Genomic DNA, 26507 nt, shown 5'->3' with positions numbered 1-26507 from the left:
AATGAAACTAAAACAAATGCTTTTTGTGTTTGCAGCAGCAGGAGTATTAACTTCTTGTGGTGTAGACGCAAAAAAAGAGCCTAAAGTAGTAGAAAAAAAGGCAAAAGAATTTGAATATGTTGTTGAGCAATTTGCTGATATAAAAGTGTTACGTTATCAAATTCCAGGGTTTGATGAGTTAACACTAAAAGAAAAAAAATTAGTGTACTATTTAACACAAGCTGGTTTATCTGGACGTGATATTATGTGGGATCAAAACTACCGTCACAATCTTGAAATTAGAGCAGCTTTAGAAAATATTAACAATAGCTTCAAAGGAGATAAAGAAAGTGAAGATTTTAAAGCATTCACTACCTATTTGAAAAGAGTGTGGTTTTCTAACGGAATCCATCATCATTACTCTAACGATAAGTTAAAACCTACATTTTCTAAAGAGTATTTAGAAACGTTGTTAAAAGAAACTAATACTGAGTTATCTACGGAAGCATTAGAAGTTATTTTTAATGATAAAGATGCTAAAAAAGTAAATAAGAAAGCTGGAGTGGATAATGTATTAGCATCAGCAGTAAATTTTTACGGAGCAGATATCACAAGTAAAGATGTAGAAGACTTTTATGCGAAAGCTGATAAAGGACCAGAAGGGCAACCAATTGAGGCAGGATTAAACTCGAAGCTAGTTCGTGAGAATGGAAAACTAGTGGAGAAAGTTTGGAAGTCTGGTGGAATGTACGGACAAGCAATCGATAAAATTATTTATTGGTTAGAAAAAGCTAAAGAAGTAGCAGAAAATGAAAAGCAAGCAAAAACCTTAGAGTTATTAATCGAATACTATAAAACAGGAGATTTACATACTTGGGATGAATATGCAATTGCTTGGGTTGAATCTACAGAAGGAAATATTGATTGGATTAATGGTTTTATTGAAGTTTATAATGATCCTAAAGGGTATAGAGGTTCGTACGAAACAATTGTACAAATCAAAGACTTTGATATGTCTAAAAAGATGAAAGTATTATCAGACAATGCACAATGGTTTGAAGATAATTCTCCGTTAGATCCAAGTCACAAAAAGAAAGATGTTGTAGGGGTTTCGTATAAAACAGTAAATGTCGCTGGTGAAGCAGGAGATGCATCTCCAAGTACTCCAATTGGAGTGAATTTGCCAAACAATAACTGGATTCGTCAACAACACGGTTCTAAATCGGTATCGTTAGGAAATATCATAGGATCTTATAATAATGCTGGAGGAACTGGACGTTTAACAGAGTTTGCTAACGATCAAGAAGAAATTGATTTAGAGATTAAATATGGGAAGTTAGCAGATAAATTACACACGGCATTACACGAGGTAATTGGGCATGCTTCAGGTGTAATTAACGACGGAGTTGGTCAACCAAAAGAAACTTTGAAAAACTACGCTTCAACAATGGAAGAGGGTAGAGCAGATTTAGTTGGACTTTATTACTTAATGGATCCTAAATTACAAGAATTAGGATTAGTTGATGATTGGCAAAAAGTAGGAAAAGCTGCTTATGACGGGTATATCAGAAATGGATTAATGACACAGTTAATTAGAATTAATTTAGGAGACGATATTGAAGAAGATCACATGGTAAACCGTCAATGGGTTTCAGCTTGGGCTTTTGAGCAAGGAGCGAAAGATAATGTAATTGAAAAAGTTACCAGAGATGGAAAAACTTTTTATAATATTAATGATTATGAAAAACTTCGTGAAATTTTCGGACGTTTATTAAAAGATACACAAAGAATTAAATCTGAAGGAGATTTTGAAGCGGCAAAAGCATTAGTGGAAGGTTATGGAGTAAAAGTAGATCAAGATATTCATAAAGAAGTTTTAGATCGTAATGCTCAATTTACATCAGCTCCTTATAGCGGATTTGTAAATCCAGTATTAGAGCCAGTAACTGATACTGAAGGAAATATTACTAATATTAAGATTAAGCAACCAGAAACGTTTGAAGAGCAAATGAAGTTCTACGCTAAAAACTATAACTTCTTACCAATAAAAAATTAAAAAGTTATAAACTTGAATAAAAAAAACCGATTCTGAAAAGAATCGGTTTTTTGCTTTTATAAGAAACTCTTAAGAGTTTTATTATTTAGTTAATAATTTTGATAAAAACAATAACGCAATTACTACCGCTATTGCTATGGCAACGTATAAAGCTCCATTTTGATAATGCTTTTTATTGTTTTTAGCATCTTTTTTATAACTAAAATACATTAAAAGAATAAAAGCTATAACAAATAAACTCGCAAAAATAATTCTACCTGTAGTAAACATTTTTGCAGCAATAAGTATAAACATAAAATTGTATTTTTAGCAAAGTTAAAGAATGATTTTAGAATGAAAAAAACTAAAACAGCAATTATTTTTGGAGGCACTTCTGGTATTGGAAAAGGACTTGTAGAAAAACTAATACAAGAAAATTATATCGTAGCGGTAACCGGGAGAAGGTTCGAAAAATTGGAAGAGTTAAAGAAGAGGTATTCTAACCAAATACTTATTAAGCAAAATGATATCCAACAAGTAGATGAGGTAGAAAAAGTGTTTAATGAGTTAGTAAATGAATTAGGAGAAGTTCATTTGGTGATACAATCTTCAGGAGTTGGATTTGTAAACCCAAAGTTAGACTGGGATAAACAAGAGCAAACTATAAACACGAATGTTTTAGGTGTAACAAAACTATATGAATTAGCTTATAAATTGTTTAAAAAACAAGGTTTTGGTCATTTAGTCGGTATTTCTTCTATCGCTTCACTACGTGGAAATAGAGCAGCACCAGATTATTTCTCTTCTAAAGCATATCAAAAAGCGTATTTAGAGAGTTTGTATATCAAAACAAAATCTATTAAAACAAAAAAAGTTTTTATTACAGATATCCGTCCGGGGTTTGTTGATACAGCAATGGCTTTAGGTGATGGTATTTTTTGGATGGTTCCTCTAGAAAAAGCAGTTAATCAAATTTATGCAGCAATAAAACGAAAAAAACGAGTAGCTTATATCTCAAAAAGATGGAGGTTAATAGCTTGGGTACTAAAAATAGTACCAGCAAGAATTTTAAAAATGGCAACATAATACTTTAGATAAGTTAAAGTGTAAACAAAAAAGCGAAACAAGTCCGCTTTTCTATTAATTCTAACAGTAACTAGAGCCTATCTCGTATTGTTCACCACATAAGTAACAATATCCATTGTAATAAGTTGGGGCAGAGCTACAGGGTAAAGGTCGACCTGTACCACCGTTTATTAATTTTTGTTCAGTTTTATTTAGGGTTGAACCTAATTTAGAAATTTCTTTTAACATAATTTATTTTTTTTGAGTTTCTTAAAGTTAGATAACTTAAAATATATAAAGGAATAAAAAAACTAAAAAAAGTATGGTAAAACCATAAAATGTGTCAAATGATGATATAAATAAAAACATTATTGACTAATAATTATTGAATTAAAATCATAACTATAATGAAAAAAAGAATAGCAGCAGTACACGAATTTCATTCAGCTTTCGGGTTAGGAATAAAAAATGAACCAACAGCAAACATTGGAGAAGAACGAAACTTACTTCGCTATAATTTAATGAAAGAAGAAAATGAAGAGTATTTAGAAGCAGCACAAAATAACGATTTGGTTGAGGTAGCAGACGCTTTAGGCGATATGTTGTATATTTTATGTGGAACTATAATAGAACACGGTATGCAACATAAAATAGAAGAAGTATTCAATGAAATACAACGAAGTAACATGAGTAAGTTAGGAGAAGACGGTAAACCTATTTATCGTGAAGATGGTAAAGTACTGAAAGGGCCAAATTACTTTAAACCAAACATTAAAGAAATTTTAGATAAATAAAAAAGCTCCTTAATAAGGAGCTTTTTTACATTTTGTTTTTCTATTTATTTACCCATAATTCTTTCTAATTCTGATGTTAATGTTTTTACATTATTAACCATTTTAATAATAATACCATTAGCATCTACAATTAAATGTGTAGGATATTGTTTAACCTTTAGTTTCTTAGCCATATAATCCTTTTGTTCAGGAATAGTAGGGTATTTAAATTCTTTAGTTTCTAAAAATTTAATCAATTCATCTTTTTTATCAAAAGCCAAACTAACAAATTCTATTTTATCATCCTTGTATTTATCAACCAGTTCATTTAATTCAGGAAACTCTTCTACACATACCTTACATGTAATAAACCAGCACTTTAGCACTAATAATTTTCCTTTTGTATCCGCTTTATTGTGAGCGTTACCATTTAAATCAACAAAATTGTAATCAGGAAGTTTTTTGCCTTCCATCTTAAAATATTGATGTGCTATTGAAGCCTTACTAACGATTGATTTTTTTATTTTTTCATCAGAAGAAGCATCAATACCAGTAAGCTGGTATTGTACTTTACCTTTTTTTTCCGATTTAATCGGAATATAAGCGCCTGTGCGTAGTAAGGTTAAAAAGATACCTTTTTCCATAGCTGCACCTTCATCATCTAGAGGAATAAAGGTAGACATTAAATCAATGTTTTCCTTTGCATAAGCTTCCCAGTTATCAAAGTTCTTTTGAATGTCTTCGATGTCAACGGAAAAAGAACCTGTTGAGGAATTATCAACAGATAAGGGCTCTTCAGGAGTGTCTTCTTTAGAAGAAGTAATTTTATTACTTTGGGCTATGATATTATTTTCATTTTCTAATGAATTAGAATAGAAATCCAATCCAAAAAATGAAATAACAAAACCAACTCCTATTGATAATAAAGCAGGTATAATATTTCTCATTTCTTTAGAATTTTTTATTAAAATAACTTAATTCCGTTTACTAATATAGCTTTTTTAAATGAAATGATTAAATTTTAACTCTCCAGTTGTGCTTGTCTTCTAATTTGTTATACTGAATGTTGAGTAGTTTTTCTTTAAAGAAAGAGGCATAAGAATCATTTGTTTCAGGTAATTCAAAAGTTTCGTTTTGGTGTTTAAATCCTTTTATAGGATTTATAACAGCAGCAGTACCAGAACCAAAAATTTCCAACAGTTCACCTTGTCTAGCAGCTTCTTTAATTTCAGCAACTGAAACTCTTTTAACTTCAATATCTATATTATAATCTTTTGCAAGTTGAATAATCGATTTACGAGTAACACCATCTAAAATACGGTCATTAGTTGGTGCAGTTACAAGTTTATCTCCTATTCTAAAAAAGATGTTCATTGTACCAGCTTCTTCTAGATACTCATGAGTATTAGCATCAGTCCAAATAATTTGTTGATACCCTTCCTTATGTGCTAAACTAGTAGGGTAAAATTGCGCAGCATAGTTACCAGCGGCTTTGGCAAAACCAACACCACCGTCAGCAGAACGACTGTATTCTTCAGCAAATAGTACTCTAACTTCACCAGCATAATATGATTGAGCAGGTGAACAAATAATTATAAATTTATATTCTTCAGCAGGTGAAGCAGCAATAGCTCCTTCTGAAGCAATAATAAACGGACGAATATATAACGAGTTTCCTATTCCTTTCTTAATCCATGCATCATCTATCTCAAGAAGTTTTTTTAACCCTTCAAAAAATACATTTTCAGGAACTGGAGGCATTGCTAAACGAGCCCCAGATTTATTAATTCTATGAAAATTTTCATCTGGACGGAATAAAAAGACATCATTATTTTCATCTTTATAAGCCTTCATTCCTTCAAAAACAGCTTGCCCGTAATGAAAAACCCTAGCAGAAGGCTCAAAAGTTAAAGGTCCATAAGGTAAAATTTTAGGTGTTTTCCATTCTCCATTAGCAAAGTCACAAACTAGCATATGGTCAGTAAAAGTGCGACCGAACGCTAAGTTGTTAAAATCTACCGTATTTATTTTAGACTCTTGTATAAGCTCAATATCAATATTCATTATGTGATTGTTTTAGAAGTGCTACGAAGATACGAAATCTAGTGGTATGTTTTGAGGTTAACTACCAGCTTGAAGAAATATGAGTATATTTGTTGATATGTTAATTTTAATTTTTTGAAAATGAAAAGACTACTAGTTTTTGCTACGCTTTTAAGCGTAATGTTTAGTGCTTGTAAAACTGAAAAGAAAGATGCAGCTCCTGCTGCGAATAGTATTAAAGAACAAAAGATTGCCTATGCGTCTTTTGGAGATGAGATTACAGATAGCAATGCTATTTCTGCTGAAGAAATGCGAATAAAATTCAAAAACTTAAAAAAAGGGGATACTCTAAACATAAAATTTACTTCAACGATAAATGAAGTGTGTAAGAAAAAAGGGTGTTGGATGAAGTTAGATTTAGGGGAAGAACAAGAGTCAATGGTGCGTTTTAAAGATTATGGTTTTTTCATGCCTTTAAATGCAGATAATAAAGAAGTGATAGTAAACGGTAAAGCTTTTGTTACTGAGATTTCTGTTGATGAATTACAACATTATGCTAAAGATGCAGGAAAATCAGAAGAAGAAATAGCAAAAATTATAGAACCAAAATACACCTATGCTTTTGAAGCAGATGGAGTGTTAATGAAAAAATAATGAAACAATTAATTATTGTTTTATTGATGTCTTTGGTGCTTTTTTCTTGCAAAGAGGAAAAGAAACAACCAAAAGAGGAACTTATAATGTATCAGTCTTCTGAAATGGCAGCTTTAATGAATGCTATGTACGAAGGGAATATGACCGTTAAAAATAAGATTTTAGAAGGAGAGCCAATAGGTGACTTTCCTGAAACTTACTTGAATATTCATAGTGCTGTTTTAACAGACCCAGCAGATAGAAATGCAAGTTTTGAAGCTTTTTCAAAATTATATATTCAAAATATACAGCAAGTATATTTGGGTTCAAAAGATTCTATAAAGCAAAATTTCAACAAAGCTGTAAATAGTTGTATTGCCTGCCATAAAACAACTTGCACTGGACCAATACCTAGGATTAAAAAATTACTGATTAAATAGTTTAGTTATAAAACGAGAAATTATCATAACGTCAGATGGTTCCACAACCATTCATTTGCCAGAGTGGAATGAACAATATCATTCTAAACACGGAGCGATACAAGAGGCCTATCATGTATTCATTAGAAATGGATTAAAGTATGTAGATGCAAAAAATGTTTCTATTCTAGAAATAGGCTTTGGTACAGGACTTAATTCTTTTATCACGTTATTGGAAGCTAAAAAGGAGATTGATTATGTTGGAGTAGAGGCATATCCTGTAGCTAAAGAAGAAGTAGCAAAATTAAATTATGTTGCGGAGTTGGACGCCGATGATAAAAGAGAATTTTTTGAAAAAATTCACGAAGTTTCTTGGGAAGAAAAACACAACATTACTCCCAATTTTTCATTAACTAAACGCAAACAATTTTTTGCTGAAATTACCGATGAGAATAGTTTTGATTTGATTTATTTTGATGCTTTTGGAGCAAGAGTACAACCCGATTTGTGGACGGAAGATATTTTTAAAATTATGTTTGCTGCACTAAAACCAGAAGGTGTCTTAGTAACTTACTCCGCAAAGGGAAGTGTACGACGAGCAATGCAAGCAGTAGGTTTTGATGTTGAGCGTTTGCCCGGGCCTCCAGGTAAAAGAGAAATGTTACGAGGAACAAAAATTATAACGTGATATTTTACGTGATTAATGTAGAAATTAGAAAATAAAGAAATGGAGTTTAAAAGACGTTTCGGTAATCGAAAAAGAGGGAATCCTAAAAGAGGGTTGTTTTTAGTAGTTTTATTAATTGTTGTGTTGTATTTGTTCTTCAATGCAGAAAAAATTCTTGGAAGATTTTTATAAATGAAACCATTTAAATTTAAAGAGTTTACAGTGCATCAAGACAAAACAGCGATGAAAGTTGGTACCGATGCAGTATTATTAGGAGCGTGGTGTAATTTAGGAGAGTTTCCAGACACAATATTAGATGTCGGTTCAGGCACAGGTGTTATTTCATTAATGTTAGCGCAACGAAGCGATGCCATGACTATTGATGCAGTAGAAGTAGATGGAGATGCTTATGAACAAACTGTAGAGAATTTTGAGCAGTCTGATTGGGGAGATAGACTCTTTTGTTACAATGCTTCTTTTGTTGAATTTGCAGAAGAAATGTCTGAAGATGAAGAAGAGTATGATATAATTGTATCCAATCCACCATTTTATACTGATAACTACGAAACGGAAGATTTAGCGAGAAATAAAGCACGATTTACGAGTTCACTGTCTTTTGAAGAGCTACTAAAAGGAGTGAGTGAAATATTGTCGGAGTATGGAAAGTTTTCAACTATTATACCATTTAAAGAAGAAGAAAATTTTATAGAACTAGCTAAAAATCATAATTTATACCTACACAGAGTTTGTCGAGTAAAAGGAACTCCTACTACTGAAATCAAACGTAGTTTATTAGAAATGTCCTTTGTAGAGACTACAATCCAAGAAGAAGAATTGATAATAGAAACAAAAAGGCACCAGTATACTGATGCCTATATTAACCTTACGAAAGATTTTTATTTGAAGATGTAATCTTTTATGAGGTTGTATTTTCAAAATTTCTGTTTAGTTTTAGTTATGTTCTTGTGAGTAATGTAGTTCTTCAGTGCCAGTTTTTATGACAGCAATAGGGGTTTTATTTTCATCAATAGCAACAAAGGTGAATTCACCTTCAATGGCTTTTTCTCTATGTTGAGAGTACATCTGTTCAGTAAAAATTTTAACAGTAACTTTTAAACTTTTGTTACCTATATAACTTACTTTTCCTACTAATTCAATAATAGTTCCAGCAGGGATAGGTTTTTTAAAATCAATTTTATCACTACTTACGGTTACAACTTTTTGCCTACAGAATCGTGTTGCTGTAATAAAAGCAACTTCGTCCATTAGTTGCATAGCGGTTCCTCCAAAAAGGGTGTCATAATGATTGGTTGTATTTGGAAATACGGCTTTGAAAATACGTGTTTCCGACTTTGTTATTTTTTCTTCTGTGGTCATTTTATATATGTTAGTATAATTAGTGCCTGAAATATTCTTTTCAGGCACTTTATTATTAATTTACAGTTTCTAAGGTGTTAGCATTATAGCTTAAAGAGGCTTCTTTTGAAGCTGAAACCATAGCTATTAAAGCTTTTTCAGTTTCATCCCAATGTCTAGTTTTAAGACCACAATCAGGATTTACCCAAAGACGAGAAGCTGGAATAACTTTTTGTGCTTTTTGTAGTAATTCAACCATTTCTTCTTTTGAAGGAACTCTTGGTGAGTGGATGTCATAAACCCCAGGTCCAATTTCATTCGGATATTTGAAATCTGCAAAAGCGTTTAACAACTCCATTTGAGAGCGAGAACATTCAATAGTAATTACATCGGCATCCATCTCAGCAATGCTTTGAATAATGTCGTTAAACTCTGAATAGCACATATGTGTATGTATTTGTGTAGCGTCATCTACACCGCAAGATGAAATTTTAAAAGCTTCAACAGCCCACTTTAGATAATCATTCCACCCTGATTTTCGTAATGGTAAACCTTCTCTTATAGCAGGCTCATCAATTTGAATAATTCTAATACCAGCATTTTCTAGGTCTCTAACTTCATCACGTATAGCCAGTGCAATTTGTTGGCAAGTAATGCTACGAGGTTGATCGTCACGCACAAACGACCATTGTAAAATAGTAACAGGGCCTGTAAGCATTCCTTTAACCCATTTGTCAGTTAAAGACTGTGCGTATTGTGACCAATAAACAGTCATTGGATGTGGTCGATAAACATCACCATAAATAATAGGAGGTTTTACACAACGACTACCATAACTTTGAACCCAACCTTTTTTTGTAAATGTAACTCCAGCAAGTTGTTCACCAAAATATTCTACCATATCGTTTCGCTCATACTCACCATGAACTAATACATCTAGCCCTATTTTTTCTTGCCATTGAATGGTTTTTTGAGTTTCTTCTTTTAGTAAATACTTGTAATCTTCACTACTTAAGATACCTTTTTTAAATTGAGATCTCCAGCTTCTTACTTCTTTAGTTTGAGGAAAGGAACCAATGGTTGTAGTAGGGAATAGCGGTAAATTCAATACTTTTTCTTGTGTTTCTTTACGAATTAAAAAACTATTATTTCTTCTAGAATCTGTTTCGTTAATGGAATCAACACGTAGTTTTACATCGTTATGATGGATTAATGCTGAGGATTTTCTATTGGCAATAGCTTTTTTATTTTCTTCAAAAGCATTTAAAATATTTTCATTACTAGTGTTTTCAGATAACTCTTTTAATAAGCTTACTTCGGTAAGTTTTTGTTTAGCAAAAGAAAGCCATTGTTTAATGTCAGTGTCAAGAGAGATCTCTAAATCTAAATCACAAGGAGAATGCAACAAAGAACAAGAAGAAGCAATAAAGGTTTTTTCAGAACCTAACTTATCAGTGACTTTTTTTATTAGCTGTAATGACTTTTCAAAGTCATTTTTCCAAATGTTTCTTCCATCTACAACACCTAACGATAAAATTCTATTTTTAGGAAGAGTATTCAATACATCATCTAGCTGTTCTTCGCAGCGAACTAAGTCGATATGCAATGCGTCTAAAGGAAGTATGTTAGCTAATGAAAGATTGTCTTTTAAACCTTCAAAATAAGTAGTAACTATAAACTTTAGTTTAGGAAACTTTTTTCTAATCTCATTATAGATAAATTGATAGGTTTCTTTGGCTTTTTCACTCAAATCTAATGCTAAAAAAGGTTCGTCAAACTGAATCCATTCAACACCTTGTGTTTGAAGTTCTTGTAGAATTTCAATATATACAGGGAGTAGTTTTGGGGCTAAATCTAATTTATCAAAACCTTCTTCTTTTTCTTTACCTAAAAGAAGGTAGCTAACCAAACCAATAATTACAGGCTTAGCATTAATCCCTGCTTGTTTAGCTCCGGCAAACTCATTAACAATTTTGTTAGAAAATAGTTTGAATTCCTGATCTTTATAAAATTCAGGAACGATATAATGGTAATTGGTGTCAAACCATTTAGTCATTTCCATAGCAGTGATATCAAGATCATCTTTTTGATATCCTCTTGCCATAGCAAAGTAAAGGTCAAGTTCAGAATTTGAAGTTTTTAACATTACTTCATTGTAACGTTTAGGAATAGCTCCAACAGTAAGCGTCATGTCTAACACCTGATCATAATAAGAAAAATCATTACAAGGAATAAGGTCTATGCCTGCTTCTTGTTGTGTTTTCCAATTTTGTTGACAGATATTTCTTCCTGTTTCAAGAAGTTCCTGTAAACTAGTTTTGCCTGACCAATATTGCTCGCAGGCTTTTTTGAGTTCTCTGTTGCTACCAATACGCGGATAGCCAAGAATGTGCGTTTGCATTTTCTTTTAAACTTTTATAATTAAACATTAATTTTAAAAGCTCTTTTAGATGCTTCGCAATGCTAAAAACGATAAGATGTTTGAGGAAAAATAATGACATACCAAAAAAGCACAGCATTTCATAAAGAAAGTGTGCGTTAAAAATATATCATCGGTATGACCCAAAAGCTTCAAATCGCGAAAGCATTGTCAATATCCGAATAGGCAGGTCTCCTGACTTATAACAGCTTTTATCATCCTTCCCGCTTTTGGCAGTGGATATACTAGGATAAAAACTTTTGGTGTGTTACTTACAGTTGCGCGACAGTTCGTGATTTGCACACGATTCCCTATTAATCTACAGTTAAGTAAAACCTTTTCGGTTGATGAAGTATGTAAAGAACTTATCGAGGTAAATGTATGTATTATTTTTTTAGAACTGGTAATAAAAAAAGCACCAATAAATTGATGCTTATGTTTGAAAAAGAAAATTTATAATTAATGTTTATTTTTTCCAGTTTTTAAGTTGATCCAAGTATAAATAGCTTTCAACAAATTTTCTATGTTCAGTATTTGTCATAATTTCGAGAAGTTCTAACGCTGAAATATAACTTGCTAAATTTCCGTTTGAAGATAAAAACTTACCGTCTTTAACAAAAGTTACCAAGCTGTCGTTTTGCACTTTTAAATTTGGGTAGTCTTTTTGTAGTTGCTCACCGCCGCCAATCCATGTTACAATTTTATGACCATCTGCTATACCAGATTTACCAATTAAATTAGCTCCAGCACAATTACTAACAGTGTATTTGGTTTCTTGATTTTTTGTTTTTATAAAATCTACAACTTTATTATTATGTACTTGTGCATACATGTCGTAAGCGCTTGGTACAAACAAGGCTGTTAGTTTAGGGCAGTTTTCAAAGGTATAGTCGGGAACAAAATGCATTCCTTCTTCAGTAGTAATGGGTTTAGCTGTTTCAGCAATAGCTACTACATTAAAAAGTTGTTTGCCATCTTTATCTGCTTTTCCAAATACATCTGACGTTGCTATAACTTCTCCTTGTAAAACCCCATTAAACATTAAAAGTCCAATAGTTGGTAAATTAGGATTAAATGGTTTTAGGTGTTTAGTTAGTGTGTCAGATGGAGATACAACTTGTTCAACTTCTTCTGTTTTTTTATTGGTTTTCGATTTTTCTGAATTACAACCAACAGTAATAATTGTAAAAAGTAGTATTACTACAATACTTAAATTTTTCATGCGTATTTTATTTAGTATCTCTTTGAGTAGGTTTAATAATCATTCTAAAATATTGGTCTTTGTATATGTAATAGCCTAACCAGTTGTATAGAGTTCTTACTTTGTTTTTGAAGTTTACAAGCCCCATAATATGTACAAAAATCCAAATTAACCATGCAACAAAACCTTTTAATGATTGTTTTTGTCCTGGGAAATCTAATACAGCCTTATTTCTTCCAATAATAGCTAATGAACCTTTATCATTATATTGAAAAGTTTTCCAGTTTGTATCTTTTCTAGAAAGGTTTTTAGCTAAGTTTCTAGCTTGTTGTAATGCAGGTTGTGCTAATTGAGGATGCCCTTTAGGATAGCTTTCGTCTCCTAAAATCAAAGCACAGTCACCCAAAGCATAAATGTTATCATATGAGTGTACTAGGTTGAACTGATTTGTTTTCAATCTTCTACCAGCACCAAAGCTTTCTTTTGAAAAGCCATCAAATGTTTTAGCAGATACACCGGCAGCCCATATAAGGTTTTTAGTATGTATTTCTTCTCCGTTTGATAAATATACAGTTTCACCATCAAAATCATTAACCATGGTGTTCATCGTTAATGTTACTCCGAGTTCACTTAACTTTTTAGAGGTATATTCTTGTGCTCTTTTAGACATTGGAGCTAATACAGAGCTTTGACCATCAATAAGATGAATTTCTCCAAAATCATTTTTATCTAACTCTGGATAATCTTTTATGATAATTGAAGTTTTAATTTCAGATAAAATACCAGAAAGTTCAACCCCAGTAGGACCAGCACCAGCGATAACAAAAGTTAAACACTTCTTTCTTTCTTCAGGATTGTGAATTCTAGTAGCACGGTCAAATCGAGTTAAAATAACATTTCTAAGTGACAAGGCGTCACTAATAGTTTTCATTGGTAAACTGTACTTTTCAATGTTTTTGTTTCCGAAAAAATTACTTTCTGTACCAGTAGCCATTACTAAGATATCATATGCTATTTCTCCATTACTTACCACTATTTTATTTTCTTCTGGAACAACTTTTTCAAGAGTACCCAGACGAAAACGAGCATTTTTAAATTTTCTTAAAATTTTTCTGAATGGATAACTAATTGCAGAAGGTTCCATAAAACCTGTGGATACTTGGTAGATTAAAGGAGGAAAGAAATTATAGTTATTACTATCTACTAAAATAATTTGATAATTTTCAGAATTTCCTAACCCTTTTATAAGTTCTAACCCAGCAAAACCGCCGCCAACAACGACAATTTTTTTCATGTTTTTCATAATGCTATTATGCCCTTAAATTAATATAAATGCAAAGGTAGTTAAGTATGTTTTAGTAAAAAATAAACTAACTTAAGAATAGCTATTTTCTTTTAATTTCACTTAAATATTCAGGAGTTAATCCTAAAAAACTAGCTAATAAATATTGGGGTACTCGTTGTACAAAATCAGGGAAGTCTTTTCTAAATCTAAAAAAGATATCTTCTTTAGAGTAACTGTTAATGTATTTTAAACGCATTAAAGCAGCTCCGTATGCGGTTTCATATATACTTCTAAAATATTTTTCTAATAAGGGAAACTTATTTAATAACTCGTTATATTTTGAAAAGGAGATCGACAAAATTTCAGAGTTTTCAACTGTTTCTATGGTAAAGTTAGCATGTTTTTGGTTCTGAAAAGCTAAAAAGTCAGTTAACCACCAATTTTCTAGAGCAAACTGTGTAGTTTTTTTGTAGCCCAAACTATCAATAAAATATAAATGTAAGCAACCTTTGGTAACAAAAAATAGTTTATTACAACGTTTATTTGTGAGTAATAAAATTTCTTTTTTTTTATAGGATTGACAATCAAAAAAAGAAAGTATTTCCGTTAATTTTTCTTCAGAAAGATTTGTGTAATTTTTAATATGATTTTTTAAAATGCTTTTACCCATATCTTAGTTTAGTATTTAAAGGTAAAAATACCAACTTTATAGAGATTCCTTTTATTTTTAAAAGAAAAAGGCACCAAATAAATTGATGCCTTTTGTGTTCGTTTTGGAAGACTTTATCCTTTTATACTCTCAGGGTTATAGCCTAAATACGGAACTTCTTTTTCAACAAAAGTAATTCCGTAATCTTCTAATTCTTTTAAAATTGGTTCGTACACCTCTTTGTTAATCGGTAATTGAACTCCAGGAGTTGTGATGTCACCGTTTAAAATACGTACCGTAGCCATAGCTACAGGTAAGCCAACAGTTTTTGCCATAGCAGTATAGGTTTGATCATCACCTTTAATAACCATGCTACTTTCTATTTGATGATTTTCCTCCTTGTATTGATACCCAAAAATATGATGCATTACAATCATATCTTTATCCTCAGCTTCAAGAGTCCAAGAATCCATCAATATTTTTTGTAAAATTTCAGCAGGGGTAGCGTTTTTCAAGCCTACTTTTTTGTTCGGATTGAAGATGTCTAACTCTACAAATTTATCCCACATTAAATCATCCTGATCAATCTTTGCATACGAACGGAATTTTAATTCAACAGAATCTGAAGGAGAATAGGCTAGGAAAAGATTTGTAAAATCACGATAGCTCATGTTTTCAGAATCTTCAATAGTGTATGTATCATCAGTCATTCCTAACTGGACAAAAACATTCCAAGCACGAGAAAAACCAACTTTACGAATAGTTCCACGATACATGGTTTTAATATCTTCTAAACCATAAATACTTCTATACTTTAAAGAATCACGGTTTGCATACGCTTCAAATCTTCCACTGCCATTAATAGTTAAAAATTCAGTTCTTCTAAATAATTTTTGATATGGAATATACTTATAGGTTCCTTCTTGAATAAACATTGAAGCTCCACCTTGACCAGCTAATACTACATTTCTTGGGTTCCAAGTAAATTTATAATTCCATAAGTTGGTATCGCTTTCAGGAGCTACTAATCCACCACAAAAAGATTCAAATAATAGCATTTTTCCTCCTTGTTCTTTTATACGATCAATAACTTGCATAGCACTCATGTGGTCAATTCCTGGATCCAGACCAATTTCGTTCATAAACACTAAACCTTTAGCTTTAGCTTCTTCATCTAAAGCTTTCATTTCATCAGAAATATAAGACGCAGTAACCATGTGTTTTCCATAAGTAATACAATCTTTAGCTACTTCAATATGAAAACGAGCAGGTAACATTGAAATAACAATGTCAGCTTTTTGAATTGCATTTGAGCGCTCTTCAGCATTAAAAACATCTAGCTGTATTGCTGTAGCACTTGAATGATTGTGAATTTTAGATTGAGCGCTTTCTAACGAAACATCACCAATAGTTATATGTAGGTTTTCTTGTGAAGATTTATCCAATAAATATTTTATAAGTGAAGAGCTCGATCTACCAGCACCAATAATCAATATATTTCTCATTTATAATTATTTTTGTTGTGTATAAAATTTGAGGCGACAATATCGCTAAAAAAGTTTAAATTTAAACAAAAATTAAAATAATGTATAAAAATTTAACAATAGCTGCAGTCTTGGGAATGATTGCTGTGATTTTAGGTGCCTTCGGAGCTCATGCTTTAAAAACAAAATTAACACTAGAAGCCCTCGAGAGTTTTGAAACTGCTGTACGTTATCAGTTTTTTCATGTGTTTTTATTACTTTTTGTAAATATGTTTACTGAGCTTACTAACAAAGAAAAAAACAGAATTAGTTATTTTTTAATAGCTGGGATTTTATTGTTTTCTGGGTCTATATATTTAATTTACTTAGCGAATGTTCCTGCAAAAGCAATTTGGTTTGTAACGCCGTTAGGAGGAGTGTTATTAATCGTTGGTTGGAGCCTTTTAGCATATAGCTTTTTTAAAAAAGTTATTAAAGGTTAAAGTTGATAAAATCATTTAATGATATAGCTGTTTAATCAAAAAGAACTATTTTTGTCCAAAATTAAACACAACTAAAATCTTTTAAGATGACAAATCTTGATACGAAAACGATATCGTTAGATAACTTAGGCATAAAAGACGCTACGGTTCGTTATCAATTAACTTCAGACGAGTTACACGACATCACTATTGAAAAAGAACAAGGAGTAGAAACGAGTTTTGGAGCATTAGCTGTTAAAACAGGTGAGTTCACAGGACGTTCTCCAATGGATCGTTTTATTGTTAAAGACGATATAACTAAAGACCAAGTTTGGTGGGGAGATATTAATATTCCTTTCGATTCAGAAAAATTTGACAAGCTATACGATAAAGTAACTAATTATTTATCTAACAAAGAAGTATTTGTACGTGATAGTTATGCATGTGCAGACGAAGATTATAAATTAAATATTCGTGTTGTAAATGAATATCCTTGGAGTAACATGTTTGCGCACAATATGTTTTTACGTCCTACCGCAGAGGAGTTAAAAAACTTTTCTCCAGAATGGACAGTAGTAAACGCTCCAGGTTTTATGGCAGATCCTGAAGTGGATGGAACACGCCAACACAACTTTGCTATTTTAAACTTTACTAGAAAAGTAGCGTTAATTGGTGGTACAGGATACACAGGGGAAATTAAAAAAGGAATTTTCTCTGCATTAAACTTTATTTTACCTGTATTCAAAAACACGTTACCAATGCATTGTTCTGCAAACGTTGGTAAAGATGGTGATACAGCTATTTTCTTTGGATTATCAGGAACAGGTAAAACGACCTTATCTACCGATCCAAATCGTAGTTTAATTGGTGATGACGAGCATGGTTGGACTGCTGAAAACACAATCTTCAATTTTGAAGGAGGATGTTATGCAAAAGTAATCGACTTATCTCAAGAGAAAGAACCAGAAATTTACGGAGCAATTAAAAGAGGAGCAATCCTTGAAAATATTGTGATGGATGATAAAGGAAATGTAGATTTTCATGATACATCAATTACACAAAACACTCGTGTAAGTTACCCTATTTATCACATTGAAAACATTCAAAAACCATCTAAAGGTGCAAACCCAAAGAATATTTTCTTCTTAACAGCAGATGCTTTTGGAGTACTGCCTCCAATCTCTAAATTAACACCAGGGCAGGCAGCATATCACTTTATTTCTGGGTACACAGCAAAAGTAGCAGGTACAGAGGCTGGAATTAACGAACCATTACCAAGTTTCTCAGCTTGTTTTGGAGCTCCATTTATGCCATTACACCCAACGCGTTACGCTGAAATGTTAAGTAAGAAAATGCAAGAAGCAGGTGTAAACGTTTGGTTAATTAATACTGGATGGACAGGTGGTGCTTACGGTACTGGTAGCAGAATGAAATTAAAGTACACTCGTGCTATGATTACAGAAGCTTTAGAAGGTAATTTAGAAAATGTTGAATTTGTACAACACCCAATTTTTGGATTATCAATGCCAACTACTTGTGAAAATGTTCCTGATGAAGTATTAAATCCAAAGCAAACATGGGCAGACAAAGATGCTTATGATGCAAAAGCTATGGAATTAGCGAATTCATTTAGAAAGAACTTTGCTCAGTTTGAAGAAATGGCAAGCGAGGAAATTATTAAAGGAGGACCAATAGCGTAACCTTAAAAAAAATATACTTATCAAAAAAGCATCCGTTACGGGTGCTTTTTTTGTGAAAAATACTCAGTACTTTAGCAATAAATAAATTTTAGCATGATTGTACAGGGAAATATAGTCGATATTCAAAACAAACGAATATTTAAAGGAGAAGTTGAGGTTAAAGAAGGAAAGATTACACAAATTAGAGCAGTAGAACATACTGTAGAAAACTATATTTTACCCGGATTTATAGATGCGCATATTCATATAGAAAGTTCTATGTTAGTGCCATCAGAGTTTGCAAAAATAGCCGTAACACACGGTACGGTAGCAACAGTATCCGATCCACATGAAATAGCCAATGTATTAGGTGTAAAAGGAGTAAATTTTATGATTGAAAACGGAAAAAAAGTTCCGTTAAAATTCAATTTCGGAGCACCATCTTGCGTACCAGCGACTTCTTTTGAAAGTGCCGGAGCGGTAATTGATTCAGAAGACATAAAAAAAATGATGGAGAATCCTGATATCAAATATTTAGCAGAAATGATGAATTATCCAGGAGTTATTTATCAAGATGAAGAAGTGTTACAAAAAATCGCTTGGGCAAAACATTACAACAAACCTGTAGATGGTCATGCACCTGGACTACGAGGAGAAGATTTAGATAAATACATAGCGGCAGGAATTTATACCGATCACGAATGCTTTACCTATGAAGAAGGGTTGGAGAAGTTGGAAAAAGGGATGAAAGTTATTATCCGTGAAGGAAGTGCTGCAAAAAACTTTGAAGCATTAATTGATTTACTACCTGAGTATTATGAGAATATGATGTTCTGTTCTGATGATAAGCATCCAGATGATTTGTTGTTAGGTCATATTAATCAGCTATGTGAGCGCGCAGTAGCGAAAGAAATAGATGTTTTTAAAGTATTGCAAGCTGCTTGTATAAACCCGGTAGAGCATTACAATTTGGATGTTGGGATTTTAAACGAAGGAGATGATGCTGATTTTATTGTGGTGAAAGACTTACAAAAGTTTGAAATACTACAAACGTATATTAATGGTGAGTTAGTGGCTGAAAACGGAAAATCATTTGTAGAGCATGTAGATTTTGAAGTGTTGAATAATTTTGACACTGATGCAAAAAACGTTTCCGATTTTGAATTCCATTCAGCATCTGAAAAGATTCGAGTTATAGAAGCTCTAGATGGAGAATTAGTGACAAATGAAATAGAAGCAGATTCGTTGATAAAAGAAGGAAATTTAGTTTCTGATGTAGAGAACGATGTGCTAAAAATGACGGTAGTAAATCGTTATCAAAATGCAGAGCCTTCGATTGCGTTTATCAAAAACTTCGGGTTAAAAGAAGGGGCAATAGCGAGTTCTGTAGGACATGATTCTCATAATATTATCGCTGTCGGTGTATCGGATGAATTAATTTGTAAGGCGGTAAACTTATTGATTGAAAATAAAGGAGGCGTTTGCGCTGTAACATCTTCTGAAGAAAAAGTTGTTCCGCTCCCTGTGGCTGGAATCATGTCAGATAAACCAGCAGTTGAAATAGGAAAAGCCTATGCCGAATTGGATGCGATGGCAAAACAACTAGGTAGCAAATTACGAGCTCCGTACATGACCTTATCTTTTATGGCGTTGTTGGTAATTCCATCCTTAAAACTATCAGACAAAGGCTTGTTTGATGGAAATACATTTAAATTTACTTCTCTAGAAGTTAAATAAACGAGAGTTTGAAGACAGAAAAAATTATATTAGGGATTGACCCAGGAACTTCCATTATGGGATTTGGAATTATAAAGGTAGTAGGTAAAAAGATGGAATTTGTTCAAATGAATGAATTGCTCTTAAAAAAATATGACGATCATTATTTAAAACTCAAAATTATTTTTGAACGTACCATTGAATTGATTGACACTTATCATCCAGATGAAATAGCGTTGGAAGCTCCTTTTTATGGGAAGAATGTACAATCCATGTTGAAATTAGGGCGTGCACAAGGAGTAGCCATGGCAGCAGGATTGTCAAGACAAATACCAGTAACCGAGTATGCGCCCAAGAAAATAAAAATGGCAATTACAGGTAAAGGAACTTCAAGTAAAGAACAGGTAGCCTTAATGTTAAAATCGTTATTGAATTTAAAAGTGCTACCTAAAAACTTAGATGCAACGGATGGTTTAGCAGCTGCGGTGTGTCATTTCTATAATTCAGGAACTAAAGTAGGAGGTAAGAACTATACAGGTTGGGCAGCGTTTGTAAAACAAAACCCGAAAAAAATCAAAAACTGATTTTTTCAATGCTTAATGAACAGTAAACAATTTTTGAAAAAAGCCGATGAAATAGCAAAAATTCTTTTTTCAATATTAAAAACGACAAGGATTTATAAGTAATCTTAATAACTAATAACTAATAACTGATAACTAATAACTGATAACTAATAACTGATAACTAATAACTAATAACTAATAACTGATAACTGATAACTGATTTGGCAGGAATTTATCTACACATCCCATTTTGTAAGCAAGCGTGTTATTATTGCGATTTTCACTTTTCTACTTTATTAAAAAAGAAAGAGGAGTTAGTTTCTTGCTTGGTGAAAGAGCTAGAATTACGAAAGGAAGAGTTACAAAATGAAGAAATAGAAACCATCTATTTTGGAGGAGGAACACCGAGTTTATTGTCGGTTGACGAGTTACAATTGTTGATAGATGCTATTTATAAAAACTATACAGTAGTAACAAATCCAGAAATTACTTTAGAGGCCAACCCAGATGATTTATCAGAAGAAAAAATAATAGAATTATCTAAGACTCCAATTAACCGACTAAGTATTGGAATTCAATCTTTTTTTGAAGAAGATTTGCAGTTAATGAACCGTGCTCATAATGCACAAGAAGCAAAAAACTGCTTGTCTGTAGCGACACGCTACTTTGATAATATTACTATTGATTTGATTTACGGAGTTCCGAATATGAATAATGAACGTTGGAGAGAAAATTTGCAAATAGCTTTTGATTTCGAGATCAATCATATTTCATCATATGCGTTAACGGTAGAACCTAAAACAGCATTAGATTCATTTATCAAGCAAGGAAAATATCCTGATGTTGACGAAACAGTAGCCAAAGAACATTTTGATGTTTTGGTAGCAGAAACCACTAAAAACGGATTTGTACATTACGAAATTTCCAATTTTGGAAAACCTAATTATTTTTCAAAGCACAATACTAGTTATTGGTTAGGAAAAAAATATATAGGAATTGGTCCTTCTGCACACTCGTTTAATAAAACACACCGTAGTTGGAATGTAGCTAACAATGCAAAATATATAAAAGCAATTCAAGAAGGAAAACTCCCTTTAGAAGAAGAAAAACTCACTAAGAAAGATCAGTTTAATGAATATTTGATGACAGGATTAAGAACCATTTGGGGAGTGTCGTTAGAGAAAATAGAGGAGGATTTCGGGGAAGAATTTAGAAAAAATCTCCTTAAAAATGCTGAGAAGTTTATCCAGCAAGAGCTACTAGTCATTACAAATGAAGTTTTGAAGACTACAGAAAAGGGAAAGTTCTTAGCAGATGGATTGGCTTCCGAATTATTTATTATTTAAGTATATTTGAGTATGATTGCAACAATTGAATACAACTCAAGAAAATACAAAATAGATTTATCAAAACCACTAGACATTTCAATAGCAATTGATACCTCAAAAGAAAATATAAATGCATGGTATCTTGATGATCCTAAAATTTTTCCTGTTTCAGATGGGAATTGGATTGGAAGTGTACAACAAGGAGCTGATGTAAATTTTAATAACATACAGTTTAATCCGCACTCACATATTACACATACCGAATGTGTGGGGCATATAACAGAAGAAGTTTATTCAGTAAACAAAGAACTATCAAAATTTTTCTTCTTAGCAGAAGTAGTGACTATTGCTCCTGAGCAGTTAAAAAATAAGGACTTTGTAATTTCAAAAAAACAATTACAAAATGTTTTAGGGAACAAAAAGCGTGATGCAATTGTAATCAGAACCTTACCAAACCTTTCAGACAAAAAATCGATGCGGTATTCAAACACAAATCCAACCTATTTGTTAGAAGAAGGTGCTATATACTTAAAAGAAAAAGGAATAGAACATTTATTAATTGACTTACCATCTGTAGATAAAGAAAAAGACGAAGGAAAATTGTTAGCACATAATGCTTTTTGGGATACACAAGGAGAAATTAGAATGCAGGCAACAATAACAGAATTTATATATGTACCTAATAGAATAGAGGATGGAACTTACTTTTTGAACCTTATGATAGCACCATTTGAAAATGATGCTACTCCAAGTAAGCCAATTCTTTATAAATTGTGTTAATTGTTATGATAAAAACAAACTACTGAAAAGTTTTAGATAAGCATGCTTTTCTGAATATTTAAAATAGAATAGTTTATTGATGTTACTTAGTAAATGTTTCTTTTTAGGGATCTCTATCTGTTCGGCGAGATTTACTTTATGTTTCACTTACACTTCAAAGATAATGTAGATATTAAAGTGAAAATAAAAAATAAGATTAAAAGAGTGTTACTGTAGACGAATGGTTAAAAGTAAACTTTTAAGTGTGTAAAAACTATTAAAAAAAATAAAAAATAAAATTTTTGTAGAAACAATTTGTTTTTTTATAAATTTACAGCCGTAGAATTAAAGTAATGACAATTTTTAATACATATAAGCAATGTAAATCGACTGTGGTAAGACACAAAGACGATCGGGCAATGTATGTATTATAATTATGTTCACATAAAATATAACGATAATAAAAAGTCCGACTTCATAGTCGGACTTTTTATTTTTATATCAACATCAACACTAAAACCAAACCACATGAAAAAACTCTATTTTAATTATTTAGATACCTTTAAAGGTTTATCAATCGAAGTATGGTGGCTCGCTTTAATAACTCTAATAAACAGGGCAGGTACAATGGTAATTCCGTTTATGTCTTTGTATTTAAGAGAAAGTTTACAGTTTACTTTAAAAGATGTAGGTTGGATTATGACTTGCTTTGGATTAGGTTCTGTTGTAGGCTCTTGGTTGGGAGGAAAATTAGCAGATAAAATAGGTTTTTACAAGGTAATGAAAACCAGTTTGTTTTTAACAGGATTACTCTTTGTATCCTTACAATTTGTAGAAACTTTCTGGGGGTTTTGTATTGGTATCTTTTTGGTGATGCTAGTAGCAGATACTTTTAGACCCGCTATGTTTGTAGCCTTAAATACTTATAGTAAACCAGAAAATAAAACACGTTCAGTAACCTTAATCCGTCTGGCAATTAACTTGGGGTTTTCTGCAGGTCCAGCAGTTGGAGGATTAATAATTACCTCAATGGGGTATAGCGGGCTGTTTTGGGTAGATGGAGTTACTTGTGTTTTAGCAACTTTATTACTGATAAATGTATTACACCCTAAAAAAGCAAGAGTGTTAGATGAAGTAAAGGTAGAAAATCCAAAGTCGATTTTTTCAGATAAGGCTTTTTGGATATTTTTTGTAGGAATGTTTGTGTTCGGGTTTATTTTTTTACAATATTTCTCTACCATGCCATTATATTATAAAGATATACATCATTTAACAGAGTTAGAAATAGGACTGTTAATGGGCATGAACGGTTTTTTCATTTTCCTATTAGAAATGCCGCTGATTACTTGGTTAGAAAAAAGTAAGTATACTAAAGAATTCTTAATGTTTTTTGGCTTATCACTTACAGGATTAAGTTTTGTAGTAATCAATTTAACAGGTTGGGCTGGAATTTTAATTGTAGGAATGTTGTTAATGACTATTGGAGAAATGATAGCTTTCCCTTTTTCAAACGCCTTTGTAATGGAACGAGCCAAAAGAGGAAATCAAGGAGAATATATGGCGTATTATAGTATTGCATTTTCTATGTCGCATATTTTCGGACACAATTCTGGAATGCAATTAATTGATAATATTGGATTTGATAATACATGGAATTTTATGATTGTATTATCGGGAATAGGAGTATTATTTTTATTAATGTTAATACGAATTGTAAAAAGAGAGAAAGTAATCGCATGGACTTAAATCAAGTAACAATTCCGTCTATAGATGTAAATGAATCTGTAATATTTTATAAAAAACTAGGCTTGCTTCTCATTGTAGATGCAAGCCCTAGATATGTCCGATTTGAAGTGCCAGATGGTAATACAACTTTCTCAATTCATCAAGTAGAGAAGCTGCCTAAAGGAGAGGGTGTTACATTGTATTTTGAAGATGAAAATTTAGATGAATTAGTAGAGAAACTACAAGAAAAGGGAGTTCAATTCACCCAATTACCCAAAGATCAAACATGGTTATGGAGAGAAGCCCACTTGTTAGATCCAGATGGTAATAAATTAATTCTGTTTAAAGCAGGAGAACACAGAAAAAATCCGCCTTGGCGAATCGATTAAGAAATAGAAGTTTTTATCTTTGAATGTTTAATAAGAAAGCAGAAAATATGAATATACAAGACGCACAAAAACAGGTAGATGATTGGATTAAAAATCACGGAGTACGTTACTTTAACGAGTTAACAAATATGGCGCAACTAACAGAAGAAGTTGGAGAGGTTGCTCGAATTATTGCGCGTCGTTATGGAGAGCAAAGTGAAAAAGAAAGTGATAAAAACAAAGATTTAGGAGAAGAATTGGCCGATGTAATGTTTGTAGTGTTGTGTTTAGCAAATCAAACAGGCGTAAATTTGCAAGAAGCCTTTGATAAGAAGTTGGATATTAAAACTAAAAGAGATCACGATCGTCATCACAATAACAAAAAACTACAATAAATGAGTCTCATTAATAATATACAAAAAGGAAGTTTTTGGATTAATGTTTTAAAAGTAGGAACTCCTTTTTTAATAATCGTAGCGGTATTTTCTTTATTATTTAAAACAGGAGGGGCTATTTTTTCAGGAGACTTTGAAACTGTGTACAATGTACATTTCGCAAATAAACAGTGGATTCGTTTTTGGTTGAGCAAAATAGTAATCGCACTTATTTATAGTGTATACATTGTAAATAAAAAAACGAAATAGTTTTTTATGGATTTAAGATTAAAAACTGAAGAATTTAATTCAGGTACTCACATAACCATTTCAGGTTCAAAAAGTGAATCGAATAGATTGTTGATTTTACAGCAATTATATTCAGGTTTACGGATAGAAAATTTATCAGATTCTGACGATACACACCATTTACAAGGAGCGTTAACCTCTGATGATATAGTTGCAGATATTGGACATGCAGGAACTGCGATGCGCTTTTTAACTGCTTTTTTTGCAACACAAGAAGGCGTTACAAAAATATTGCAAGGATCAGACCGCATGCATAATCGACCGATTGAAATTTTGGTTAATGCGCTCCGTGATTTAGGAGCAACTATAGAGTACGTTGAAAAAGAAGGATACCCGCCACTTAAAATATCAGGGAAAAAACTAGCAAAGGATAAGGTTTCGATTAATGGAAATGTAAGTAGTCAATATATTTCAGCATTAATGTTAATTGCTCCAGGTTTACAAAACGGATTAGAGATTGAGTTAATAGGTGAAATAACGTCTGTCCCTTACATCAATATGACCTTACAGCTATTACATCAATTGAAGGTTGAAGCTGAGTTTAAAGGACAGGTTATTAAAATAAAACCTAAATTAACTTTAGAGAAACAAACAGTTGTAGTTGAGTCTGATTGGAGTTCAGCGTCTTATTTTTATTCGATTATAGCGTTGAGTAAAGTAGGTTCCTTTGTGAAATTATCAGCGTATAAAAAAGATAGTCTGCAAGGAGATAGTTGCTTGGAAAAAATTTATAAACACTTTGGAGTAACGACTACTTTTAAAGACAACTCAATTCTTTTAACCAAAGAAAAAGAACATAGTTCAGCTGTATTGAAAGAAAATTTAAAAAATGCACCAGATATAGCCCAAACTATTGCAGTTACATGTTTCGGATTAGGTGTTACTTGTGATTTAACAGGGCTACATACCTTAAAAATTAAAGAGACTGATCGTTTAGAAGCATTACGTGAAGAGTTAACAAAATTAGGAGCAGATATTTCTGTTACTAATGAAAGTTTACACTTAAAATCATCTATAAAAATTAAAGAGAATATTCAAATAGCCACTTATAATGATCACCGTATGGCAATGGCATTTGCTCCGTTAGCATTAAAAGTTTCCATAGAAATTTTAGAAGCAGAAGTAGTAACTAAATCGTATAGAAGTTTTTGGAAAGATATGCTGAGTGTAGGAATTCAGAATGTTACCATAAAATAATAGGGCAATAGCTTGACAAC

28 protein-coding genes and 1 riboswitch are annotated in these 26507 nt (G+C 32.0%); of the genes, 19 read left to right on the top strand and 9 right to left on the bottom strand.

Annotation, left to right across the window (positions count from 1 at the left end):
• Position 1 precedes the first annotated feature (1 nt).
• Complete coding sequence (locus NH341_RS07420) at positions 2-2035, top strand: dipeptidyl peptidase 3 (RefSeq protein WP_253056263.1); 2034 nt, start codon at positions 2-4, stop codon at positions 2033-2035.
• An 81-nt stretch (positions 2036-2116) separates the two neighbouring features.
• Here NH341_RS07420 and NH341_RS07415 read toward each other — a convergent pair whose 3' ends face one another.
• The gene (locus NH341_RS07415; RefSeq protein ID WP_231128378.1) at positions 2117-2329 is read right to left on the bottom strand and encodes a hypothetical protein; all 213 of its coding nucleotides are present in this window, start codon (positions 2327-2329) and stop codon (positions 2117-2119) included.
• A gap of 39 nt (positions 2330-2368) precedes the next feature.
• On the opposite strand from NH341_RS07415, the gene NH341_RS07410 reads away from it, so the two are divergent.
• Together NH341_RS07410 and NH341_RS07405 are read left to right on the top strand one after the other, a co-directional pair.
• On the top strand, positions 2369-3100 hold the full coding sequence (locus NH341_RS07410) for an SDR family NAD(P)-dependent oxidoreductase (protein WP_253056261.1): 732 nt from the start codon (positions 2369-2371) through the stop codon (positions 3098-3100).
• 386 nt (positions 3101-3486) lie between these two features.
• On the top strand, positions 3487-3873 hold the full coding sequence (locus NH341_RS07405) for a nucleoside triphosphate pyrophosphohydrolase family protein (protein WP_047788588.1): 387 nt from the start codon (positions 3487-3489) through the stop codon (positions 3871-3873).
• A gap of 44 nt (positions 3874-3917) precedes the next feature.
• On the opposite strand, the gene NH341_RS07400 is transcribed toward NH341_RS07405, so the two are convergent.
• Together NH341_RS07400 and NH341_RS07395 are read right to left on the bottom strand one after the other, a co-directional pair.
• Entirely contained in the window at positions 3918-4799 is an 882-nt protein-coding gene (locus NH341_RS07400) for a TlpA disulfide reductase family protein (protein WP_053056649.1), read from the bottom strand.
• Positions 4800-4866: 67 nt separating this feature from the next.
• Positions 4867-5916 carry a branched-chain amino acid aminotransferase gene (locus tag NH341_RS07395; protein ID WP_253056259.1) on the bottom strand — a complete coding sequence of 350 codons (1050 nt, stop codon included), beginning with the start codon at positions 5914-5916 and terminating at the stop codon, positions 4867-4869.
• 120 nt (positions 5917-6036) lie between these two features.
• Here NH341_RS07395 and NH341_RS07390 point away from each other — a divergent pair, with 120 nt between their 5' ends.
• From NH341_RS07390 to NH341_RS07375, 5 genes are read left to right on the top strand one after another with little or no spacing between them, the layout of a single operon-like run.
• Positions 6037-6549 carry a DUF4920 domain-containing protein gene (locus NH341_RS07390; protein ID WP_253056257.1) on the top strand — a complete coding sequence of 171 codons (513 nt, stop codon included), beginning with the start codon at positions 6037-6039 and terminating at the stop codon, positions 6547-6549.
• Entirely contained in the window at positions 6549-6968 is a 420-nt protein-coding gene (locus NH341_RS07385) for an acetolactate decarboxylase (protein ID WP_253056255.1), read from the top strand. Before NH341_RS07390 ends, NH341_RS07385 begins: the two co-directional genes overlap by 1 nt.
• Positions 6969-6975: 7 nt before the next feature.
• The gene (gene mnmD, locus NH341_RS07380) at positions 6976-7635 is read left to right on the top strand and encodes a tRNA (5-methylaminomethyl-2-thiouridine)(34)-methyltransferase MnmD (RefSeq protein WP_253056309.1); all 660 of its coding nucleotides are present in this window, start codon (positions 6976-6978) and stop codon (positions 7633-7635) included.
• 39 nt (positions 7636-7674) lie between these two features.
• A complete protein-coding gene (locus NH341_RS15355; RefSeq protein ID WP_256471484.1) occupies positions 7675-7806 on the top strand; it encodes a hypothetical protein in 132 nt (43 codons plus the stop codon).
• Positions 7807-8526, top strand: coding sequence for a tRNA1(Val) (adenine(37)-N6)-methyltransferase (locus NH341_RS07375; protein ID WP_253056254.1), 720 nt, complete (start codon positions 7807-7809; stop codon positions 8524-8526).
• A gap of 39 nt (positions 8527-8565) precedes the next feature.
• On the opposite strand, the gene NH341_RS07370 is transcribed toward NH341_RS07375, so the two are convergent.
• From NH341_RS07370 to NH341_RS07345, 6 genes are all read right to left on the bottom strand, one after another.
• On the bottom strand, positions 8566-8991 hold the full coding sequence (locus NH341_RS07370) for an acyl-CoA thioesterase (protein ID WP_159493318.1): 426 nt from the start codon (positions 8989-8991) through the stop codon (positions 8566-8568).
• A gap of 55 nt (positions 8992-9046) precedes the next feature.
• The gene (gene metE, locus NH341_RS07365) at positions 9047-11371 is read right to left on the bottom strand and encodes a 5-methyltetrahydropteroyltriglutamate--homocysteine S-methyltransferase (protein WP_253056252.1); all 2325 of its coding nucleotides are present in this window, start codon (positions 11369-11371) and stop codon (positions 9047-9049) included.
• Positions 11372-11556: 185 nt separating this feature from the next.
• Positions 11557-11744: riboswitch (cobalamin riboswitch) on the bottom strand.
• Between the two features lie 111 nt (positions 11745-11855).
• Positions 11856-12611 carry a DJ-1/PfpI family protein gene (locus NH341_RS07360; RefSeq protein ID WP_159493320.1) on the bottom strand — a complete coding sequence of 252 codons (756 nt, stop codon included), beginning with the start codon at positions 12609-12611 and terminating at the stop codon, positions 11856-11858.
• 7 nt (positions 12612-12618) lie between these two features.
• Complete coding sequence (locus tag NH341_RS07355; protein ID WP_047788580.1) at positions 12619-13893, bottom strand: NAD(P)/FAD-dependent oxidoreductase; 1275 nt, start codon at positions 13891-13893, stop codon at positions 12619-12621.
• Between the two features lie 82 nt (positions 13894-13975).
• Complete coding sequence (locus tag NH341_RS07350; RefSeq protein ID WP_047788579.1) at positions 13976-14545, bottom strand: Crp/Fnr family transcriptional regulator; 570 nt, start codon at positions 14543-14545, stop codon at positions 13976-13978.
• 113 nt (positions 14546-14658) lie between these two features.
• The gene (locus NH341_RS07345; protein ID WP_047788578.1) at positions 14659-16029 is read right to left on the bottom strand and encodes a saccharopine dehydrogenase family protein; all 1371 of its coding nucleotides are present in this window, start codon (positions 16027-16029) and stop codon (positions 14659-14661) included.
• A gap of 80 nt (positions 16030-16109) precedes the next feature.
• On the opposite strand from NH341_RS07345, the gene NH341_RS07340 reads away from it, so the two are divergent.
• The 11 genes from NH341_RS07340 (at position 16110) to NH341_RS07290 (ending at position 26487) form a co-directional block, all read left to right on the top strand.
• Positions 16110-16490 carry a DUF423 domain-containing protein gene (locus tag NH341_RS07340; RefSeq protein WP_047788577.1) on the top strand — a complete coding sequence of 127 codons (381 nt, stop codon included), beginning with the start codon at positions 16110-16112 and terminating at the stop codon, positions 16488-16490.
• 86 nt (positions 16491-16576) lie between these two features.
• Complete coding sequence (gene pckA / locus NH341_RS07335; protein WP_073181804.1) at positions 16577-18169, top strand: phosphoenolpyruvate carboxykinase (ATP); 1593 nt, start codon at positions 16577-16579, stop codon at positions 18167-18169.
• 93 nt (positions 18170-18262) lie between these two features.
• Positions 18263-19885, top strand: a complete 1623-nt coding sequence (gene ade, locus NH341_RS07330) for an adenine deaminase (RefSeq protein ID WP_253056250.1) — start codon at positions 18263-18265, stop codon at positions 19883-19885.
• An 8-nt stretch (positions 19886-19893) separates the two neighbouring features.
• Positions 19894-20448, top strand: coding sequence for a crossover junction endodeoxyribonuclease RuvC (gene ruvC / locus NH341_RS07325; RefSeq protein WP_159493322.1), 555 nt, complete (start codon positions 19894-19896; stop codon positions 20446-20448).
• A 200-nt stretch (positions 20449-20648) separates the two neighbouring features.
• Complete coding sequence (gene hemW / locus NH341_RS07320) at positions 20649-21773, top strand: radical SAM family heme chaperone HemW (protein ID WP_253056248.1); 1125 nt, start codon at positions 20649-20651, stop codon at positions 21771-21773.
• 12 nt (positions 21774-21785) lie between these two features.
• The gene (locus NH341_RS07315) at positions 21786-22535 is read left to right on the top strand and encodes a cyclase family protein (RefSeq protein WP_073181796.1); all 750 of its coding nucleotides are present in this window, start codon (positions 21786-21788) and stop codon (positions 22533-22535) included.
• A gap of 507 nt (positions 22536-23042) precedes the next feature.
• Positions 23043-24260, top strand: coding sequence for an MFS transporter (locus tag NH341_RS07310; protein WP_073181794.1), 1218 nt, complete (start codon positions 23043-23045; stop codon positions 24258-24260).
• The gene (locus NH341_RS07305) at positions 24251-24628 is read left to right on the top strand and encodes a VOC family protein (RefSeq protein ID WP_073181792.1); all 378 of its coding nucleotides are present in this window, start codon (positions 24251-24253) and stop codon (positions 24626-24628) included. The genes NH341_RS07310 and NH341_RS07305 overlap by 10 nt, the downstream gene beginning before the upstream one ends.
• A gap of 47 nt (positions 24629-24675) precedes the next feature.
• Positions 24676-25002, top strand: a complete 327-nt coding sequence (locus tag NH341_RS07300; protein ID WP_073182681.1) for a nucleotide pyrophosphohydrolase — start codon at positions 24676-24678, stop codon at positions 25000-25002.
• Positions 25003-25251 (top strand): hypothetical protein, encoded by a 249-nt coding sequence (locus tag NH341_RS07295; RefSeq protein WP_073181790.1) that lies wholly within the window; start codon positions 25003-25005, stop codon positions 25249-25251.
• 6 nt (positions 25252-25257) lie between these two features.
• Entirely contained in the window at positions 25258-26487 is a 1230-nt protein-coding gene (locus NH341_RS07290) for a 3-phosphoshikimate 1-carboxyvinyltransferase (RefSeq protein WP_073181788.1), read from the top strand.
• Positions 26488-26507: the final 20 nt, after the last annotated feature.

This window comes from Tenacibaculum sp. XPcli2-G (assembly GCF_024124505.1).
In the GTDB taxonomy this organism is placed as follows: domain Bacteria; phylum Bacteroidota; class Bacteroidia; order Flavobacteriales; family Flavobacteriaceae; genus Polaribacter; species Polaribacter mesophilus.
Note: the sequence above shows the minus strand (reverse complement) of the source record. Positions and strands in the feature narration are given on the sequence as shown.